Source organism: Streptomyces sp. NPDC101219 (assembly GCF_044767675.1).
Classification (GTDB): Bacteria; Actinomycetota; Actinomycetes; order Streptomycetales; family Streptomycetaceae; genus Streptomyces.
The window spans coordinates 505-18,800 of the sequence record NZ_JBIWOK010000022.1; the positions used below are offsets into that span (position 1 = coordinate 505).

The 18,296-nt window shown below is 68.4% G+C and carries 11 protein-coding genes and 2 pseudogenes; 4 read left to right on the plus strand and 9 right to left on the minus strand.

Going from position 1 to position 18,296, the window contains the following annotated elements:
• The first annotated feature begins 52 nt into the window (after nucleotides 1-52).
• The 4 genes from ACIRPP_RS30030 (at nucleotide 53) to ACIRPP_RS30045 (ending at nucleotide 5,714) form a co-directional block, all read left to right on the plus strand.
• On the plus strand, nucleotides 53-742 hold the full coding sequence (locus ACIRPP_RS30030; RefSeq protein WP_403649290.1) for a hypothetical protein: 690 nt from the start codon (nucleotides 53-55) through the stop codon (nucleotides 740-742).
• 37 nt (nucleotides 743-779) lie between these two features.
• The gene (locus tag ACIRPP_RS30035; protein WP_403649293.1) at nucleotides 780-3,938 is read left to right on the plus strand and encodes a Helicase associated domain protein; all 3,159 of its coding nucleotides are present in this window, start codon (nucleotides 780-782) and stop codon (nucleotides 3,936-3,938) included.
• 443 nt (nucleotides 3,939-4,381) lie between these two features.
• Entirely contained in the window at nucleotides 4,382-5,305 is a 924-nt protein-coding gene (locus ACIRPP_RS30040) for a hypothetical protein (protein ID WP_403649296.1), read from the plus strand.
• Nucleotides 5,306-5,471: 166 nt separating this feature from the next.
• Nucleotides 5,472-5,714 (plus strand): hypothetical protein, encoded by a 243-nt coding sequence (locus ACIRPP_RS30045; protein WP_403649299.1) that lies wholly within the window; start codon nucleotides 5,472-5,474, stop codon nucleotides 5,712-5,714.
• Between the two features lie 259 nt (nucleotides 5,715-5,973).
• Here ACIRPP_RS30045 and ACIRPP_RS30050 read toward each other — a convergent pair whose 3' ends face one another.
• From ACIRPP_RS30050 to ACIRPP_RS30090, 9 genes and pseudogenes are all read right to left on the minus strand, one after another.
• Nucleotides 5,974-6,276 carry a hypothetical protein gene (locus ACIRPP_RS30050; RefSeq protein ID WP_403649302.1) on the minus strand — a complete coding sequence of 101 codons (303 nt, stop codon included), beginning with the start codon at nucleotides 6,274-6,276 and terminating at the stop codon, nucleotides 5,974-5,976.
• 184 nt (nucleotides 6,277-6,460) lie between these two features.
• Nucleotides 6,461-6,976 carry a hypothetical protein gene (locus ACIRPP_RS30055; protein ID WP_403649305.1) on the minus strand — a complete coding sequence of 172 codons (516 nt, stop codon included), beginning with the start codon at nucleotides 6,974-6,976 and terminating at the stop codon, nucleotides 6,461-6,463.
• Nucleotides 6,977-6,993: 17 nt separating this feature from the next.
• Nucleotides 6,994-13,158 carry a DNRLRE domain-containing protein gene (locus tag ACIRPP_RS30060; protein WP_403649308.1) on the minus strand — a complete coding sequence of 2,055 codons (6,165 nt, stop codon included), beginning with the start codon at nucleotides 13,156-13,158 and terminating at the stop codon, nucleotides 6,994-6,996.
• Nucleotides 13,159-13,788: 630 nt separating this feature from the next.
• Nucleotides 13,789-14,037, minus strand: a pseudogene (locus tag ACIRPP_RS30065) (phosphotransferase); the annotation flags it as partial.
• Nucleotides 14,038-14,720: 683 nt separating this feature from the next.
• Nucleotides 14,721-15,257: an RICIN domain-containing protein gene (locus tag ACIRPP_RS30070; RefSeq protein WP_403649311.1), complete on the minus strand. Its 537-nt coding sequence runs from the start codon at nucleotides 15,255-15,257 to the stop codon at nucleotides 14,721-14,723.
• 71 nt (nucleotides 15,258-15,328) lie between these two features.
• Nucleotides 15,329-15,686 (minus strand): annotated as a pseudogene (locus tag ACIRPP_RS30075) (transposase); the annotation flags it as partial.
• A 210-nt stretch (nucleotides 15,687-15,896) separates the two neighbouring features.
• Nucleotides 15,897-16,424 (minus strand): hypothetical protein, encoded by a 528-nt coding sequence (locus tag ACIRPP_RS30080; protein WP_403649314.1) that lies wholly within the window; start codon nucleotides 16,422-16,424, stop codon nucleotides 15,897-15,899.
• A gap of 19 nt (nucleotides 16,425-16,443) precedes the next feature.
• Entirely contained in the window at nucleotides 16,444-17,439 is a 996-nt protein-coding gene (locus ACIRPP_RS30085) for a NucA/NucB deoxyribonuclease domain-containing protein (protein ID WP_403649317.1), read from the minus strand.
• Nucleotides 17,440-17,545: 106 nt separating this feature from the next.
• Entirely contained in the window at nucleotides 17,546-18,274 is a 729-nt protein-coding gene (locus ACIRPP_RS30090; protein ID WP_403649320.1) for an FtsX-like permease family protein, read from the minus strand.
• Nucleotides 18,275-18,296: the final 22 nt, after the last annotated feature.

The window sequence follows — 18,296 nt, forward strand, 5'->3', positions numbered from 1 at the left end:
CCCCCCCCAACCGCCCGGGAACTCCCCGGAATTCCGAGAGGAACGACCGCAGATGACCGGTCACCACGAATCTACCGGACCCGATCCCGCGCTGAGCAGCGATTCTGTGCGCCGGGTGACGCAGTACCAGACGGCGGGCGTGAACGCCCGGTTGAAGGTGTTCGCGCTCCTGGAGGCGCAGGGCGTGCCCGCGAGTGAGGCGGACGACCTGGTGGCCGCACTGGAGGCCGGGGCGGTCGCTGGGGCGCAGTGCCAGGTGGTGGAGCTGGGCGGCATGGCGCCGGCCTCTCGGGGCCCGCTGTTCTCGGACGGCTGGGATGACGGTGTGACGGCGGTGAGCGAGGCCCTGGTGGGCATCGCGGACCGGGAGTGGTCGCGGCGCGGCGGCCGGTCGGCCGGGGCCGCTGAACTGGCCGTACATATCGCTGACGTGAGGCAGCGTGAGCGGGCGGACCTGGTGCGGCTGGAGAGGTTCGTCCGGGAGGCCGTGCTGCCGGGCACGCATCCGCACACCACGGCGCGGCGCCGGGTGCTGGAGGCGTTGGGTGAGGCCGGCGGTCTGTGCACCGCGCGGACGCGGAACGCGGACGGGGATGTCGTGGTCTGCACGCTCGATGCCGGGCACTACGACCCGGACGACAAGCCGCCGTTCAAGGACGGAAAGCCGGGCGGCTGGCACAAGGCGGATGCGTCGATCTGGAACGACTTGGGCGCGGCCTGCATTCCGCACGCGGCCCTCTGAAAGACCACAGGAATTGACCGCTCGGGGAGGCAAGGAAATGTCAGCGATTCAGCTCAAGGAACACCAGGTCGATCAGCGCTCCGCGTTTCGCAGGTGGGTGGGATTCCCTGCAAGGTCATCTGTGCCCCCGCAGGGTGCCCGGGGCACGATCGTGTCAGCGACCGGCTCGGGCAAGACGATCACGGCCGCCGCGTGCGCGCTGGAGAGCTTCGCGGACGGCCGGATCCTCGTGACCGTGCCCACCCTGGACCTGCTCGCGCAGACCGCCCAGGCGTGGCGGGCGGTGGGCCACCGGGCCCCGATGGTCGCGGTGTGCTCGCTGGAGAACGACCCGGTGCTCAAGGAGCTGGGCGTGCGGACCACCACCAACCCGATCCAGCTCGCCCTGTGGGCCGGGTCCGGGCCGGTCGTCGTGTTCGCCACGTACGCCTCTCTCGTGGACCGCGAGGACATCGACGCACCCGAGGGCCAGCGGAAGGTCCGCGGGCCGCTGGAGGCCGCCCTGGCGGGCGGAGACCGGCTCTACGGCCAGCGCATGGACGGCTTCCAGCTCGCGATCGTGGATGAAGCCCACGGAACTGCCGGTGATCTCGGTCGTCCGTGGGCGGCGATCCACGACAACCAGCGGATCCCGGCGGACTTCCGGCTCTACCTGACCGCGACCCCCCGCATCCTCGCCGCTGCCCGCCCGCAGAAAGGCGCGGACGGCCAGGAGCTGGAGATCGCGACCATGGCCGACGACCCGGAGGGCACGTACGGTGCCTGGCTCGCAGAGCTCGGGCTGAGCGAGGCGATCGAGCGGGAGATCCTCGCGGGGTTCGAGATCGACGTGCTGGAGATCCGCGACCCCTCCCCCGTTCTGGGGGAGTCGGAGGAGGCGCGGCGCGGCCGGCGCCTGGCGCTTCTGCAGACCGCGCTCCTGGAGCACGCCGCCGCGTACAACCTCCGTACGGTCATGACCTTCCACCAGAAGGTGGAGGAAGCCGCCGCGTTCGCGGAGAAGCTGCCGGAGACCGCTGCCGAGCTGTACGTCAACGATGCCTCCGATGAGGACCTGGCCGCCGCGGACAAGCTGCCGAAGTCCTCGATCGACGCGGAGTTCTACGAGCTGGAGGCCGGCCGCCACGTCCCGCCGGACCGGGTGTGGTCGGCGTGGCTGTGCGGCGACCACACCGTCGCCGAACGGCGCGAGAAGATCCGGCAGTTCGCCAACGGCATCGACGCGGCCGGGCGCCGGGTGCACCGCGCCTTCCTCGCGAGCGTTCGCGTTCTCGGTGAGGGCGTGGACATCACCGGCGAGCGGGGAGTCGAGGCCGTCTGCTTCGCGGACACCCGCGGTTCGCAGGTGGAGATCGTGCAGAACATCGGCCGCGCGCTGAGGTTGAACCGCGACGGCTCCACCAAGGTCGCCAGGATCATCGTGCCGGTGTTCCTGGAGCCCGGCGAGGACCCGACCGACATGGTGGCCAGCGCGAGCTTCAAGCCGCTCGTGGCCGTGCTCCAGGGCCTGCGTTCGCATGACGAACGTCTGGTCGAACAGCTTGCCTCTCGCGCGCTCACCAGCGGCAAGCGCAAGGTGCACGTCCGGCGTGACGAGGACGGGCGGATCGTCGGGGCCGGTGGGGAGGGCGACGGCGAGGACCAGGAGCCGGACGACACGCAGGCCGCCGCCGAAGCGGCGCTGCTGCACTTCTCCAGCCCGCGCGACGCGGCGACGATCGCCGCTTTCCTGCGCACCCGGGTCTACCGGCCGGAGTCGCTGGTGTGGCTGGAGGGCTACCAGGCGCTGCTGCGGTGGCGGGCGGAGAACGAGATCACCGGCGTCCACGCCGTCCCCTACGACGTTGAGGTCGAGGTCGGCGTCACCAAGGACTTCCCCCTCGGGCGGTGGGTGCACCAGCAGAGGAAGGCACTGCGGGCCGGGGAGCTGGAGGACCGACGCAAGGTCCTCCTGGACGCGCCGGAAGCCGGGATGGTCTGGGAGCCCGGTGAGGAGGCGTGGGAGAACAAGCTCGCCGCGCTCCGCTCGTACCGGCGGGCCATGGGGCACCTCGCGCCGCGTCAGGACGCGGTGTGGGGCGAGGGCGAGGCAATGGTCCCGGTCGGCCAGCACATGGCGAACCTGCGCCGGAAGGGCGGCCTGGGCAAGGACGCGGAGCGGGCCGCCGTGCGCGCGGCGCAGCTGACGGAGATCGACCCGGACTGGGACTGCCCGTGGCCCCTGGACTGGCAACGCCACTACCGCGTCCTCGCCGACCTCGTCGACGCCGACGGCCACCTGCCCGACATCGCACCCGGCGTGCTCATGGACGGCGACGACATCGGACGGTGGCTCCAGCGGCAGAAGCAGTCGGGCACCTGGGCGCAGCTGTCGACCAAGCAACAGGAGCGGCTGTCCCGGCTGGGCATCACGCCCGCTCAGGCGCCGTCTCCCGCTGCGGCGGCCACGCATGCGACGAAGGGCCCGAACAAGGCGCAGCAGGCGTTCCAGCGCGGCCTGGCCGCCCTTACTCAGTGGGTCAAGCGCGAAGGTGTCGACCGGGCGGTGCCGCGCGGGCACAGCGAGTCGATCACGGTCGACGGCGAGACGGAGCCGACGTTCGTGAAGCTGGGGGTATGGACTTCGAACACTCGCGCGAGGTGGGACAAGCTCGGCGCGGAGCAGCAGGCAGCCCTCGCAGCCCTGGGCGTGCCCTGGGCAAAGGCCGCAGCGGTGCCAGCCCCGTCCGGCGGACCGGCTCCGACGGACGGCGGCCCGGCGCAGCCCATGCCGCCGGTGGTACCAGCGCAGGGGCAGCATGTCCCCCACGCCGACACGCTGACGGGCGAAGAGCGCGAAGCCGAGGTGGCCCGCGGGCGGGCGCGCATGCAGCGCCTCGCCGAACTGACGCGGAAGCACACCAAGGCCGAACTGCTGCGCATGGCCTACGCGGGCGGCCTGGTGAATCACAACTCCCCCGAGAAGTGGCGCAAGGACGAGATCGCCTCCGCCGTCGTCGACAACGAGCTCCGGGCTGCCGCCCGGTCCGGGGCCGGCCAGCCGCCCGCCCCGCACGCGGCGACCGCCCCGGTGAAGCGGCCGCCGGTACGGCACCACCATGACGAGTGCGACAAGGTGCTGTACGAGGGCGGCGCCTGCACCTGCGACCTCATCGAGCAGTACGGGCCGCCCTCCGAAAGGGAGGACCCCTACTGAGACGACCGCTGCACGCTCCCCCACCGGACCCCGGGCCTGTACAAGCCCGGGGTCTCGTGCTGTCGGCGCAGTCGTACGGACCCCGTCACGGCCGCCCGGAGCGTGTCGCTCAGGTGGAGACGACATGCGGATGGCGGCACCGGCGGGCGGGCATGTCCCGGTCCGCCAGGACCCACTCGGGCTGTCTCCTCCCAAGCACGGAGTCACGAGTTGAGATTGTCAAGTGTTGGTGTCCAGACTGCCAAAGATCGCAATCTGAACGCACAAGAGTTACGAGCCTCAAATACGGTGCAGCCTGCGGCCTTTGGTGGACAACAGTTTCCTATTGGGGTCATCAGTTTTCACATGTTTTCCGACTAGCCGAGCTGAGCGGGCGCCCGGCCGGGTGCGCGCTCCCGTAACCGGCACCCGAATCGCCCACGCCGGGGCGCATAGTTGGGCCTGTGAACACCGAACTGACCGTTCTCAAGCGGGACAAGGCCGTGAGCCAGGGCGACACGATACGAATGCTGCTGGACGAGTCCAAGCGCACCAGTCGTGCCGTCCCCATCCGGCGTGCGTTCGTCCAGGACACCGTCCCGGGCCCCCGCCTGGTCACGAAGCCCGGTCCCTTCCGTCACCTGCTGCGCAGCCCCGAGCGGCTGGAGCTCTTCCTCCTGGTCCACTGCGTCGCCGCACGGGGCCCACTCCCGCGCGGTCGCGTTGACGGCGACTGGGGCGTCACTCGCCGGTCCGAGACATGGGGGCGCGCCGCAGGGATCTCGTTCGCCACCGACGGCAAGGCGAGCGCCGCGGTCTCCCGGCACCTGGCCAAGCTGAAGGAACTGAAGCTGATCAGCACGGCGCCGGACGGCCGGATGACCCGCATCACCAAGCTGCACGAGGACGGCTCCGGGGACCCGTACACGCTGCCATCGGGCAACTTTGAGGGTTCCCGCAAGGACATCTATTTCAAGGTGCCCTTCGAGTACTGGGAGCAGGACTACTACAAGTCGCTGACGATGCCGGCGAAGGCGATGCTGTTCATCTTAATGAGCCAGCGCAAGCCCTCCTTCGTCCTGCACAAGGACAAGCAGTTCGCGTCCTGGTACGGAATCTCCCCGGCGACCGTCGGCCGCGGCATCACGGAGCTGAAGGCGAAGGGGCTGCTGTACGAATTCCTCACCAAGCAGTACCTGGACGGCTCCTCCATCTTCGGCCAGAGCACGGGTGTGCGCTGGGCGCTCGCCGCGCCGTTCGACCTGAACATCAACAAGACGGAGCGCGAGGCGGCGGAGGCCGCTTGGACTCTTGAGGGCATCGCCCGCACCGCACTGCGGATCAGCTCCCGTATCCCCGCGCTCTCGGGGGGTGCGATTCCGCGATGAGCACCGCCAGGGCGCTACGGCCCCGGCCCCACGACTCCCGGCCCGGCACACCCGGGTCGGGCGCGGCGCAGGCCGCCGCCCCGTAAACGGGCGACGGCCCCCTGTTCCAGCAGGGAGCCGCCCAGTGAAGAAACCGACAGTCACTCCCCAAGGAGGCACCATCAGCATGTCCATAGAGCCTAAAGGCACTGATCAGCCGGCGTCGACCCGGCATCACCCGGGCAACGGCAAGCTGCGCCACGCCTGGTCCGAGATCCGGACCCGGCTGCGGCAGTTGCTGGACGCCGGCCGCCGCCGTCGCCTGCGCACCCTCGCCCGTACGGCGGGCCACGGCATCCTCCGCGGCGCCGCCGGTGCCGTGGGCGCGAGCGGGACCGGCTGGATCATCTGGTGGATCCAGCAGCGCTGACCCGACGCGCTCGACCGGGGCCCGCGCTTCCGGCGTCGTCGACGGTCCCAGGCCCTCGGAGCCGCAGCGATCATCCCGCGGATCCGCTCCTGATGGCGAGGTGCGCAGGGAAGCCCCCGTGCGAGCGAGACAGCCTCAACTCTCGGCGATCTCCTTTCGCAGCATTGTGCGGTGAGAGTCCTGAAAAGGTCCAGATGACTGCCCGGCTGCACTAGCGGATCATCTCCACACTGACGAGAAAGGACCGAAGCGGCCCGGATCAGCAGTCGGACCTCTTCAGCATCGCTCGCGTCATCTTCAGATTGATTCCACCTTTTCCATCCGGTTTCACCGCACCGTTCGGCGAATGAGCCGCCGCACATCCAAGCATGGCAGAATCTCTACTCTCACCGACCAGGTAATAGAGCAGGTGAGGAACTCCGTCATAGGCTGACTTCAGGAACACCCGAACGTCGCCGTCAACGAATCCGGCCCACTCGGTGTCGTACTCCGGCCGCACCTCGGCGGCCATCCGCACCGCACGACGGCGCAGCTCACGCGGGTGCGGGGAAGGACCTGCCATGACTTGATCCCCTCTCAAATGGCCGAGTCCCTATCGAACCCGGAGGGTTCACCATGGCGCCGACTCACGAAGGTGAGTCGGCGCCGTTCTGTCGGCCCTCTGCGGCGATCGAGGGATCACTGCGTGGCAGTGCAGGCCACCGCGCCACTCCCCGACCCTACTGAATCCGTGCTTGATTTTTTCATCACTCTGAAGGATTTACTCGGATGATGGCACCTGCGGCCTCGGACGCGAGAAGGACTCTTTTGATCACTTCGGTCGGCATGTCTACCCAGATGCGCACGGAAGATCCTACGGTTCCGAACACTTGACGGTCGTCACACCATCCTTCGGCATTGATGATGCGATGGGCAATGCGGGAGAAATGGACGGCCTGGTCGCCCTGCCTGAGGTCTACTTTCACACCCATGAGCGGATCACGTCTTCCGAAAATGCGCGATCGGCGGTCGAGCTTCTCCTTTTGTGTCGCGATTCTAATCATCGCTCGAAATGATTCATCTGCTCCTTCGTCGCTGAGCGGCTCATCGACGTATAGGTCCACGTACACATCAGCCTTGACCAGTTGCAACTCTCGGCTGAGTTCAGAGATGAAGGTCTCCATGTCGCGAGAGTTCGCCGCTTCGATGTACAGCATGATTGCGGCTTCCTTTCCTCGGCTGTCCGCCGGCTTCTTTCCGATCGGAAAGAAGCCGGCGGACATGGTGGCTCAGACTCATGCTATGCGGCCGGACAGCGCCGAAGCGGGTAACACGGATTACGGTAGCGGTGCACTTCGTTTGGAATCCAGATGGGCGGTCCCCATCGGCGGCTTGCTCGGCCTGCGCCTCGCAGGAAGCGGCCGCCCCATCTGGTGGCTTTTCTGATTGCGTCGCGTGCGCGATAGTGCTTTTTGCCCACGTTCACGTGCCAGCCATTGCTCCGATCCCATTCGGCACGGATCCGATGGTTTTTGAAGTGGAGTCCCGGTCGACCGTCCCGCATGACGAAGTGCTTGTTCCTCTTGTTGAAGAAGAGGCACTTGGTCGCGCTGCATCCCAGCCCTCGTTTCGCCCAGCTCTTGGCCTTGCGCCACCACCTCTTGCCGTCGAGGTCGTACTGGTTGATGGGGTCGCCGGGGTAGCCGTAGGCGTTGTCCCCACCCCCGTAGACGGGGTCGGGGGAGAGGAAACGTCCGGTGGCGGGGTTGTAGAGGCGGACGCCCATGAGGGTGAGACCGGTGAGGGTCTCGGTGGAGCGCTGCTTGGCGCCGAGCCAGTTGTAGCGGGTGGCCGCCTGGCCGGCCCGCGGGTTGCCGTACTCGTCGGTGTCGAGGGCGACGGGTGCCTTGCTGGTGTCCAGCGGGAGCTGGAGGGCCACGTCACCGTGGACGGTGGTGAGCTGCAGGACGGTGTTGCCGGTCTTGCTGGTGGTAGCGGCCAGGTCGCCGGAGGCAGACTCCACGTTGCGGGTCAGGGCACCGGTGGCGGTGTCCTCGACGATCCAGCGCGGGTTGTCTCCGTCTCCGTCGTAGTGGTTGAGCTTCGAGCTGGTCTGGGTCCACGTGGAGCCGCTGCCCGTTTCGGTCTTCCAGGAGCGGAAGCGGTGAGCGGCGTCGAGCTGCCAGGTCTGCCGCTGGCCGCTCGCGGTCTGCTGGTAGGCGAGGTCATTGGCGTAGTAGCCGACCGTGCCATTGCCGGGGGCCGTAGTAGTGCGGCCGAATGCGTCGTAGGCGTAGCCGGTGTCGACGAGGCGGTCGGCGCTGTCGTGGGTATGGCTGGTGGTGGTACCTCCCGTGGTGGCGCAGTCCAGGCCGGGGGCCGCAGCGATGGTGGTGAGGGACTTGCGGTTGGTGCGCGCGTCGAACGTGTAGGTGCGGCGCGTGCAGACCGTGTCGACGGTGTCCTCGACCGTGGTGAGGCGGCCGGTGGCGTCGTAGCGGTAGGTCTGGTCGGACCAGCCCGCGTGGCTTGCGACCTGACCGTGGACGGATTCGGTCACGGTGTCCGCGTAGACGAGGGTGCCGTCGCTGTCACGCTTGTAGGAGCGGTTCAGCGTGGCGCCCGTCGTGTCCTCGGTGGTGGTGAGGGTGTACCCGCCGGGCAGCTTCTCGCTCGCCACGGAGCCGTCCGCGTCGTAGGTGGCCTGGAAGACGCCGGCGATGGAGTCGGTGGTCTTCGTGGCCAAGCCGCGCGGCTCCACAGCCGTGTCGTAGGTGTACGTGACGGTTGAGGGCGCGTTGTCCTTGACCTTGACCGGCCGGTCCAGCAGGTCGTACTCGGTGGTGGTGACACCGCCGTCGGCATCCGTGTAGGACATCTGGCGGCCGAGCTTGTCGAACACCTTGCTGATGGTTCCCCCTGTCGGAGAGACCGTCTTGACCGCGCGTCCCGTGGCCGCGTCGTACTCGGTCGTCGCCTGCGGGACCGCCTGGCCGAGTCCGCCGGTGGTGGCGACCTTGGTGGGACGGCCGGCGTTGTCGTAGGTGGTCGTGGTGGTGCGGGTGCTGCCGTTGGCGGTCTCGGAGACCTGGGCGGGGGCGCCCCACCAGCTGTACTCGGTGGTGGTGGTCGGCAGTTGGGCCGGGTTGGTGCCGCCGCCGGTGATGGCGCCGGCCGGACCGGTGGAGCAGACCAGGTCGGCCCACTCGGGTCGGCCCTGGCAGGTGCCGGTGCCGGTGGCGGACCAGTAGGTGGTCACCCGGGTCGCGGCGTCGGTTCCGGTGGCTCCGGGCAGCCGCTGCTTGGTGATGCGGCCCTGTTCGTCGTACTCGGTGGTCTCGGTGATCGCGAGACCGCCCGGGTCCTTGACCGTCTGGGTAGGCATGCCCTTGGCCCAGTCATACACCGTCTGCGTGGCGCGGGCCTCGCCGAGGACGGTGGGGTGCTCACGCACCTGGGCGCCGCTGGTGACCTTGGTGATCTGGTCCTTCACCGTGGCCGTGCCGTCGGTCGGGCGGCCGGCGTCGTACTCGTTGACCGTCCACGAACGGGCCGTCACCGAGGTTCCGGAGGGCGCCAGGGTCGTCGTGCCGGACTTCAGGTCGGTCGTGAGGTCGATCCGCCGCAGCGGGCCGAACTCCTCCAGCTCACGGGTACCCGTCTTGTTGTAAACCGACTTGGTGGCCAGCAAGTCGGCACGCTCGGCGCTGATGAGCTGGCCGATGCCGAGCTCGGCCTGGGCGGCCTTGTCGGCGGCGCTGACGCCCAGGGCGACCTCGCGGTTGCCGGCGGACAGCTCGCGCACCGTGTTTCCGAAGCGGTCGTACTCCGTGGTGGAGATGTGGCCGCCAGGGGTTGCGCTGTTGACCGAACGCCCGGAGACGCCCATGTATGTGATGGTGGCGCGCGTGTACGACCCTGCCGTCAGGCCACTGCCCGCATTCGAGGCCGGGACCGAGTCGGCGGGGAAGACTGCGGTTGCGTCAGTCGGGGTGTCCGTCTGCCCCCACGTCTTCACATCCGCTGCACCCATCTTGTACGGGGCGGTAGAGCCGGTCAGCGGCACGTCGTACACGATGGAGGTGGAGTTGGTGCCGGACTCGGCGTCCTTGGTGCCCTGCTGCAGGCCGGAGCGGGACGCCTTGAGGAGCATGCCCTCACCGGCGGTGGCGGCGGCGCCGGCCTTGCCGTAAGTGAAGGTCCAGGGCAGTTCCCCGGCAGGAGTCAGAGTGGTGACCCGGCCTGCCGCATCGTAGGAGTACTCGGTTTTCAGCGCGGGACTGATCAGCGGGTTCCATGCCTGGCGCAGGCGTCCGGATGCGTCGTAGGCGTACGTCTGCACAGCCTTGGAGGTGGCCGCGGCGGCACCGGGCTCGGTGGACCACAGCCGGATCTCCTTCACCTGGTCGGTGAAGTCCCCGAAGACGAGGCCGGTGGCAGTGGTGGAGGCGGCGTAGACGAACTCCAACGCCCGGCAGCCCTTGGTGGAGGGCGTGGCCGTGCAGGCTGCGGCGCTCGCGGCGGAGGTCGGCGCAATGACCCGCTGGGGACGGGCCAGCTTCTTGCCGTCCACGGTCACCGTTTCGGAGACGACCGTGGTGGTGGTGTTGGCCAGTCCGTCCAGGAGTGTGGAGGTGACTTGCCAGGTGGTGGCGGCTGCATCCGGTTTGGTGAAGGTGGTGACCGTGCCCTCGGTGTCGGAGAGCGTGAACGAACCGGTCACGCTGCCCGTGAGGGTCAGGTCCTCGGAGCCTGTCTCAGGAACCCACCCGGTCTTGGCAGCGTTGGCCGTGAAGTGTGTCTCCTCGCCCTCGGAGTCGACAACAGCGACGGCCGTGTCCGACGTTCGCCGGATGTGGGAGTAGTCCGACTCGGTCACCTCGGCAGCCGTGCCGGAGACCCACTCCTTGCCGAAGATCGGTGCCTGGCCCTCTTGCTTGGCGCCTTCGTTCGGGGTGCGCGAGGAGGCCGTACGGGACACGGACAGCCCGAAGGCCGAGGCGTCGCTGGCGGACAGCGTATAGTCACCGGTGAGCAGGTTCAGCGAGCCCGGTCCCACCTCGTCGGCGGCGGCGCCGGAGGCGTTGCGGTCGACCACAACGGACAGGGGTTCGGTCGCGCCGCTGCCGCCGGGGCCGGTGAAGTCGGCCTTGATCTGGACGGTGCCGTCAGGGTCGACGGTGTCGGTGGCATTCCACACCAGCGGGCTGTTCTTACCGCCCGTCATAACCACGGGCCACGCCGTCAGCGCGTTGCCGCCCGAAGTGACCTGGCCGGCCGGGATCGGCTGCCAGGCGTCGGCCTCGGACCGGCGCCAGGAGAAGGAGACGGCGTTGTACTTGCCGCCGTCGGCTTCGGCGACCAGCGGCAGGCGGCGCGCTGTGCGCTCGCCGTCAGAGGGCTGGACGAATCCGCCCGGTCCGGCGTGGAAGGTGTACTCGACGGCCTCCGACTTGTTGTCGGCCTTGTCGACCTGCCGCACCTGGAGGATATGGGTGCCGTCCCTGGGCGGGGTGATGCTGATCGCCTTGGCGGCCTTGGAGCCGGCAGTGGCGACCTTGGTCCAGGTCACGCCGTCAAGGGACCACTCGAGCCAGTTGTGGTCGGTGCCGTTCGGGGTGGCGGTGAAGGTTCCGGCCTGGCCCGCGCCCTTGACCCACGCATTCGACGGGTAGTCCGCCGACATGATGCTCGTCGGTGCGACGGGCGCGGCCGTGTCGACGGTGAAGGTCTTCCAGGCCGACCAGCCGGTGTTGTAGTGCGTGCCGTCGTACGGGCTGGTGCGGAACTTGTACGTCTTGCCGTTGGCCAGCACGCCGGGTGGGACGGTCACGGAGGCGACCTGCCCGGAAGGCACGTACTTGGACACGATGACGTCGCCCACCTGGGTGCTGGTGGCGTTGTCGTAGATCTGGAAGGTGCCGTTGACCTTGTCACCGTTGGCGTCGACGAAGGTGTCCCGCAGCGTGGGCGTGGAGGTGTTCACCACGTAGGCGCCGCTGTAGGAGAAGTACGGCGGTCCGGCTTCCTGCTTGGTGCCGGTGCGCGGACGGTAGTTGTAGGTGACGACCAGCTTGGGTGGATTGGAGGGCGCGTTGGCGGAGTTGACCCGCTTCCATTGCGCGATGACCGACTCGTTCGAGGCGCGCAGACCCATGTGGCCGCGGGTCGCCTTGGCGGAGGCCCACTCCTGTACGAGTCCGGTGACGTCGGCGTTGATCCACCCGTCCGGCTGGGTGGAACAGCCCGCGTTTCCGGTCGTACCGGTCGAGGTTGCCTTCTTGGCGGTCCAGGCCGGCTGGGAGGTCCAGCGGGAGGAGGTCGAGGCCGCGCCGGTGGACCACACCTCCCATGGGTAGGCCTTGCAGTCGGTGTTGCCGGAGTGGAAGTTCCACAGGCTCAGCTGCGCGCTGGAGATCAGGGCGTCCTGGATGGGTGTGGTGTTCCAGGTGATGAAGGAGCGTGCCGTGCGTGGGGTGCCGTCGGCGTTCTTCGTGCCCGGATTGCCGAGGTCCAGCTCTGTGTCGGCGGACCAGTCGACTGTTTCGCCCTGCTGGACGTAGGTGTCGAAGACGTTTGACAGCGAGGACGTCGACGGGTCCACTGTGACCGGGTATTGCGTGTCCGGATCAGCGAGGAACGTGGCGTCAGGGGTCAGGACCAGGTCGACGCCGTCCTTGGTCTTGACGGCCTTCATCGCGACTCTGGCCCGGTTGGTGTGTTCACCGGACCTCTTGTCGACGGCAGCGTCCCACATGACGGGCGCGGGCATGACCGCCCGCTTCTTGCTCTTCTTGTCGGTGAAGAGCAGGCTGCCGTCCTTGAGCTGCTTGACCTTCAGGCCCTTGGCCTTCAGTGGCAGCGTGTAGGAGTAACGTTTCTGCGTGGGCCGCTTGCGGATCGTGACGTACTGCTCGAATCCAGTGCGGGTCGCCTCGACGACCACGTCACCGTCCGGCACCGCGCCGACGTACGTTGCCCGGTTGTCGTCCAGCTCCGGTTCCGGCAGGCCACCCTTCCACTGCAAGCGGATCTGCTGGTCACCTTCACCGAGGGTGACCAGGTCACGGGCAGACGCGTCGTCGTTCTCCGACAGGGACGACAGCTTCTTGCCGCCCCGCTCGCCGAGTTCGAGCCCTTGCGGGTGCGCCTTTGGTGCAACTGAGCCGTCCGAGTCGCGGACCAGGTCGAGATCGACCGAGCGCCAATTGCCCTCGTCGCGGAACCGGACCGGGCCGGCGGACAGCTCTGTGGTCAGGGTGCCGTCCGGATTCGCCCACGTCGTCGATGTCTCCGTGCGCTCCGACAGTGCCTCGACACGCTTCTTGTTCAGCCGAGCGGCAACCCGGGCCGACGCGATGTCCGCGGCCGAAGCGGCCACAGCCTTCGCAGACTTTTCAACAGGTGCCGCGGGCAGCGTGGCTGCAACGGCACCATGTGCCCCGTAGAAGACCGACGTCGACATGACGACGGCCAAACCCATGGAGACGTGGCGCAGGGCCCGTCTCCGCCCAGGCATACGCAGCCCGGAGTGCCCGGAGAGATCTCCGGGTGAGTGGTCGTTCACGTTTTTCCCCTTCTTGCCGACTCAGGGCGGCAAGCTGCAGTAGCGGGCGCTGAGCGCCCCTTGGGGATCCAACCACTCCCTCGCAGGCTCCGTTAAGGATCTTGATCACAATTTGATCATGAAATCTTCACGAATGATGTCGGCCGCTCTTCTTCCGCCGCGACGACCACTCAAGTCGGGCGCCACGGGCGAGCCGGACATCGGGGCCGCAGACCGAGAGACAGGTTGATGGGACGTCATCTTGCGCTCGGCTGACTGCTGTTGCTGCGCACCGGGCTCGCCGGTGATCTCGTCAACGCGACGGTCGTCCAGCCGGGGCGCGGTGACCTTGGCCGGTCCGGCGGCGGTCACCACGATGCGGCGGCGGTGGCAGTTGCGCACCACCAGGCGGTGCCAGTGGCCGGTGAGTGCGGCGGGGAACGCGGTGGTGGTGTCGGGGCCGACGTTGGCCGGGTGGTCGTGGAGCAGGCGGGCGACGTCTGCGGGTGTGCGTCCGGGCGAGGACGAGTTGAGGGCGAGGAAGGCGGCGTCACTGCAGCCCGGGCCGGTGGTGGCGTGTGCCCAGTCCACGAAAGTCACCCCGGGGTGGGGGTCGCGGGCCATGTTGTCGGCACGCGGGTCGCCGTGGACGCTGCGGTCGCCGTGGGCGAGGCCGGGCCAGGCCGCCTCAAGTTCGGCGAGCTGCTCCAGGTGGTCGCGGGCGAGGTCGGTCGGCGGATCGGCGAGCAGGGCGTTCCAGCCGTGCAGGGCCGCTGTGGTGGAGGGTGGGCAGTTCACTGCTGCGGCACAGGCAGCTGGGGCGGGGCGTGGGGTGAGCTTGTCCAGCAGGGTCCAGGTCTGTTCGACCGTGGCGGAGGCCGGGGAGAGGTCGGGGTGCGAGCCTTTCAGGTGGGCGATGCCGAAAACGGCGGTCCAATGGGCGGCGCGGTGAAGCCGGGCAAGGCCGGGGCCGGGGCGGGGGCGCCGGGTGGCAGCGAGGCAACAACGGCGGCCTCATGGAGGTTGGCGACGGTCAGCGGGTCGTCGTCAGGAGCTGCTTTCCGGATCGCCGACGCACTCGGCCCCCCCGAACGCGATCGGCGAGAAGGGGACACGTGACGGCGTTCGTGGCGTGCCGGTAGACCGACTGGGAGCAGCTGCGCGCGGTGGAGAAGCCGGCGTTTCCCGCTCGCCGCGCCGGCGAAGCAGGCGACCCCGGCCTGACCCGAGCCGCTGCTCGTCGACGCCGCCTCTCCCCTGTACCCGACAAGGAGGGGCGGCGTCGCCGTGAGGGGTCAGCGTCGGCGGCAGAACAGCTCGTGGAGCTTGCCCGGCTCCTGGTCGTGCTCCGGTTCCGGTGGCGTGGCGTCCTGGGGGACGGGCTGTTTCGGCGTTCTGCTCCGGCCCCGCTTCCCTCGCAGGGCCCTGTCGTGGTGCAGGGCGGGGCTCTGGGTGGAGGACGGCGCTGAACGCCGACGTGATCACTGCTGGGTGAAGTGCCACATCTGTGAGGTGGTTGCTGAGTTGGGGTGGGGGAGTTCGCGCAGCGGTGCGTAGTTGTCGTTCCCGTGCAGGCCGGTGACAGCGAGGTTCTCGTCCAGGAAGGGCGACAGGACCCATCGTGCGGGGTTTTCGTCGGTGGACCTGAGGATCCACCATTGGGATTTGTTCGTCGTGCACGCGGCCAGGTACACCGAGGCTCCTGCTTCGCCGGTCCTGGCGTCGGCGCAGTTGCCGGTGCGGGCGCTCTTCCAGTGGAAGACACCGGAGCGGCCGTTGACCTGCTCGAACCGGAATGTGCGCGGGAAGGGGTGGTCCTGCCGGTAGTAGACCTGCAGGTAGGTGCCGGCGTTGCCGACCGTGTCGTCGGGGATCAGGTAGTTGGTATGGGCGTCGTTGGTGATGACGACAGGCCCGGAGGGGACGGGGGCGGCGGTGGGTGCGGCGTGAGCGGGTCCGGCCAGGACCGTGGTGGAAAGAACGGTGGCCGCGGCAACGGCCCAGCATCGGATACTCATGAAGCCGATCGTGACATGCCTGGTTTGAAACGAATCGTTCCTTCGGGAGAGAACCACCCGATCGAGCAGAGTCAGCGGCCCGGGATGAACCGGGCCCGGTGTCCGGCCCGGGGCCTTTCCACGGCGCGGAAGCGCCGGGCATCGTCAGGTTGAGCTCGGCACCGCTCGGGAATCGCCGCCTTGATGACGCGACGTCGCAGGTAGGTGCGGATCTTCGTGGACGAGTAGCCCTTGTCCGCCGCCGCTCGGGCCTGGTTCTGGGTCTGCCGGGTCCGCACCGCTGGATGCGGATGCGGGCCAGACCTGCTCGAACTGGGTGCAGTCGTTGACGTTGCCGGCGGTGAGGGCGAAGGCCAGGGGGCGGCCTTCACCGTCGCAGGCAAGGTGGATCTTTGTGGTCAGCCCGCCACGGGACCGGCCGAGTGCCTCGCCCGGCCAGTCCTGCCCCTTTTTCGGGCTCCCGCAGCATGCTGATGGACCAACGGCCACAACACTTTGCGGACACGGCCTAGTAGTGGGCCGGGTCAGGGGCCTGCGGTGATGATGGCCACAGGGACCTGGTCTTTTCCTGGTGGCTGGCGGCGGTGTGCGACAGACGCGACCGGGTGTCCTGCGGACTGTGTGCGGACTGCGCCAGCTTTACTGATCTTCGTCGTCGACGGGTTCGGGTTCGCGGATGTAGGCGAGGTCCAGGACGTAGCGTTCGGTGACCGGGGGGTTGTCCCACGCTTGGGTGAGGTGGCCCTCGAAGGTGTCGGCGGCGGGGAGACTGAGCGTCGTCGCGTAGTAGTCGGCCATCGCCTGCCGGTTCTCCCACCAGGCGTGACCTTCGTAGACACCGGGACGGGGCAAGGTCATCTCCCCTGCGGGGCCGTATTCCAGTTGGTTGACGACGAGGACGCCGGTCTCGGACTCGATGCTGACAGGGACGTGGCCTTCGGCCTCGGCAGGCGGGTCGGGTGCCATGTCCCAGACGCGGATGGCGACGTCGACGTCGATGTCGGGTTGCAGGCTGAGGAGGTACAGGTGGTAGCCGTTGCCGGCGACCACCTGCGTGCGGGCAGCGGCCATGGCGTCGTCTTCGCTGAGGTAGGCGTCGGCGTCGTAGACCTCGACGACGCGGCGGGCCGGTGTGGCCTTGCAACGGTATTCAGCCAAGAGCGCCATGGTGCCGCTGCCCTTTCCGCTAGTCGGTGATCTTCCTGTAGAAGGCGTCGCCGTTCAGCATGCGGTTGAGGGTGTACATCTGCTCGAGCCTGCGACCGCCCGTCTCATTGTCGTCACCGTCGATCAACCGGACGGAGAACCGTTTGTCGCCCTTGGTGGAACCTTCCTGCGTGGAGGCGAAGGGATACTCGTCACACTGGAGTTCGGTCCCGCTGTAGTCGCCCCACACCTTCTCGCATTCCTTGATGGAGCGCTCTCGGTTCTTCTTCTGCTTCTCCTTGTTGACGAGCCGGTGCAGTGGCTCCTTCGCTCCCGGCACGCTCTTGCCAGGCCAGGAGGGGAAGGTCCGCTCGGGTCGGTTCAGGGCGTCGTAGATGTGAAGGGCACTTTCGTTGACTGCCGGGCCCTTCCGGCTCATCACGAGTTCCACGCGGGCCTGCGTGAAGACGGTGCCCTTGTGCTTGCCCGCGGTCTTTCCGGCGTAGTCGTAGCGGACGCTGGAGCTGTAGACGTCTCCGCCTCCGGTGAAGGGGGCGGCGTTGGGGGAGCCGGCGCTCAGGTCCATGGACACGGCGGAGAACACGCGCTGCTGGTTGCCCTGGCTGAACAAGGCGCCTCTGTCCGGGGAGGTGCAGGAGAGAGTCCACTGAGGCGTGCGGTCCCACCCTCCGAGGAGTTCGTCACGCTCCTGGGTCTGCGGTGCGCTCACCTTGGGATCGGGATCGCTCTTGGAGGCGTTGACGGTGTGGCGGAAGCGCTGGCCGAGGCGCCACTTCGTGGCGTCTTCGGTGGGTATCGGCTGGACGCGTATGTTCTCGATGCTGGCGACGTGGTCGACGCGGCGGCTGCCGTCGTACGCGAAGCCGAGGACCCACTGGTCGAACCAGAGGCGGCCGAGCGTAGTGGTGCCCTTGAGGTCACGCAGGACCAGCTCGAAGGGGCGCTTCTGGCAACTCTCGAAGGGGACTTGATCCAGCCGGTGGCAGCCTTGGCCTGCGCCGCGTGGCCGGCGCACTGCTGCCGCAGGTCCTTTTCGTCGCCAGGCTCGGCGCCGGCCGAACTCTGCCGCGCTGCGGTCTTCGGCGTGTGAGATCCCGCGTATTCTGCGTAGGGGATGGCGGTCACGAGGCGTCGCAGAGGTCGCCCCAGCACGCCTTCAGCAGTGCGCCGGTGCGTGCGGAGTAGTGGGCGGTGAATCCGTCGAGGCGCCGGTCGGTGTGCTGCAGGCCGCGGGTGGGACTGGTGGAGGTGGCCGTCCATGAGGCTTCGGCGCTGTCAGCGGCTGCCTGGGAGCGGGCCTTCAGCGCTCCTGCCGGTGAAGCGGGCGGCTTGATGGTCAGTGAGTCACCTGGGACGTCGAATGCGGCTGCCGCGCGCTCCCGGACATCGGCGGCCGATACGCCCGCATCGGTTTCGGTGTCCGTCGAAGGCTCACCGGACGGCAGCGCGGCGGCGTTACAGACCCGTTCGGTGTGCAGCAGCGAGGCGATAGTCATCCGGGCCGTCGACCGGGCCGGGACCAGTGCGCCGAGGACTGCGATCGCCGCACCTGCCAGGAGCATCGCGGCCGGTTGCGGCGCGTGCCACACGTCTTTCATGTACGCAGGGAAGTCGACCACCCCGACGTTGTCCACGATGAGGCGGTGCGCCGTGATCCCGAGCGGGATGCCGAGCAGCCCGCCGACCACGCCCAACCCGGTGACCGACGTCACCGTCATCACCACCACCTGCCGGGGAGTCATCCCGATCGACTTGAGCATGCCCAGGTCCCGGCGCCGCTCGTGGGTGTTCGGCAGGACGGTGTTGAAAACGCCGAGCGAGGCGACGAGGGTCGGCAGCACCGTGAACACCGTCGAGAAGGTGACGACGGTG

What these genes read in the sequence shown, in the direction of transcription:
- ACIRPP_RS30030 (WP_403649290.1), top strand. Translation starts at nt 53, where the DNA reads ATGACCGGTCACCACGAATCTACCGGACCCGATCCCGCGCTGAGCAGC.
- ACIRPP_RS30080 (WP_403649314.1), bottom strand. Translation starts at nt 16,424, where the DNA reads ATGGCGCTCTTGGCTGAATACCGTTGCAAGGCCACACCGGCCCGCCGC.
- ACIRPP_RS30050 (WP_403649302.1), bottom strand. Translation starts at nt 6,276, where the DNA reads ATGGCAGGTCCTTCCCCGCACCCGCGTGAGCTGCGCCGTCGTGCGGTG.
- ACIRPP_RS30055 (WP_403649305.1), bottom strand. Translation starts at nt 6,976, where the DNA reads ATGTCCGCCGGCTTCTTTCCGATCGGAAAGAAGCCGGCGGACAGCCGA.
- ACIRPP_RS30060 (WP_403649308.1), bottom strand. Translation starts at nt 13,158, where the DNA reads ATGTCGACGTCGGTCTTCTACGGGGCACATGGTGCCGTTGCAGCCACG.
- ACIRPP_RS30045 (WP_403649299.1), top strand. Translation starts at nt 5,472, where the DNA reads ATGTCCATAGAGCCTAAAGGCACTGATCAGCCGGCGTCGACCCGGCAT.
- ACIRPP_RS30035 (WP_403649293.1), top strand. Translation starts at nt 780, where the DNA reads ATGTCAGCGATTCAGCTCAAGGAACACCAGGTCGATCAGCGCTCCGCG.
- ACIRPP_RS30070 (WP_403649311.1), bottom strand. Translation starts at nt 15,257, where the DNA reads ATGAGTATCCGATGCTGGGCCGTTGCCGCGGCCACCGTTCTTTCCACC.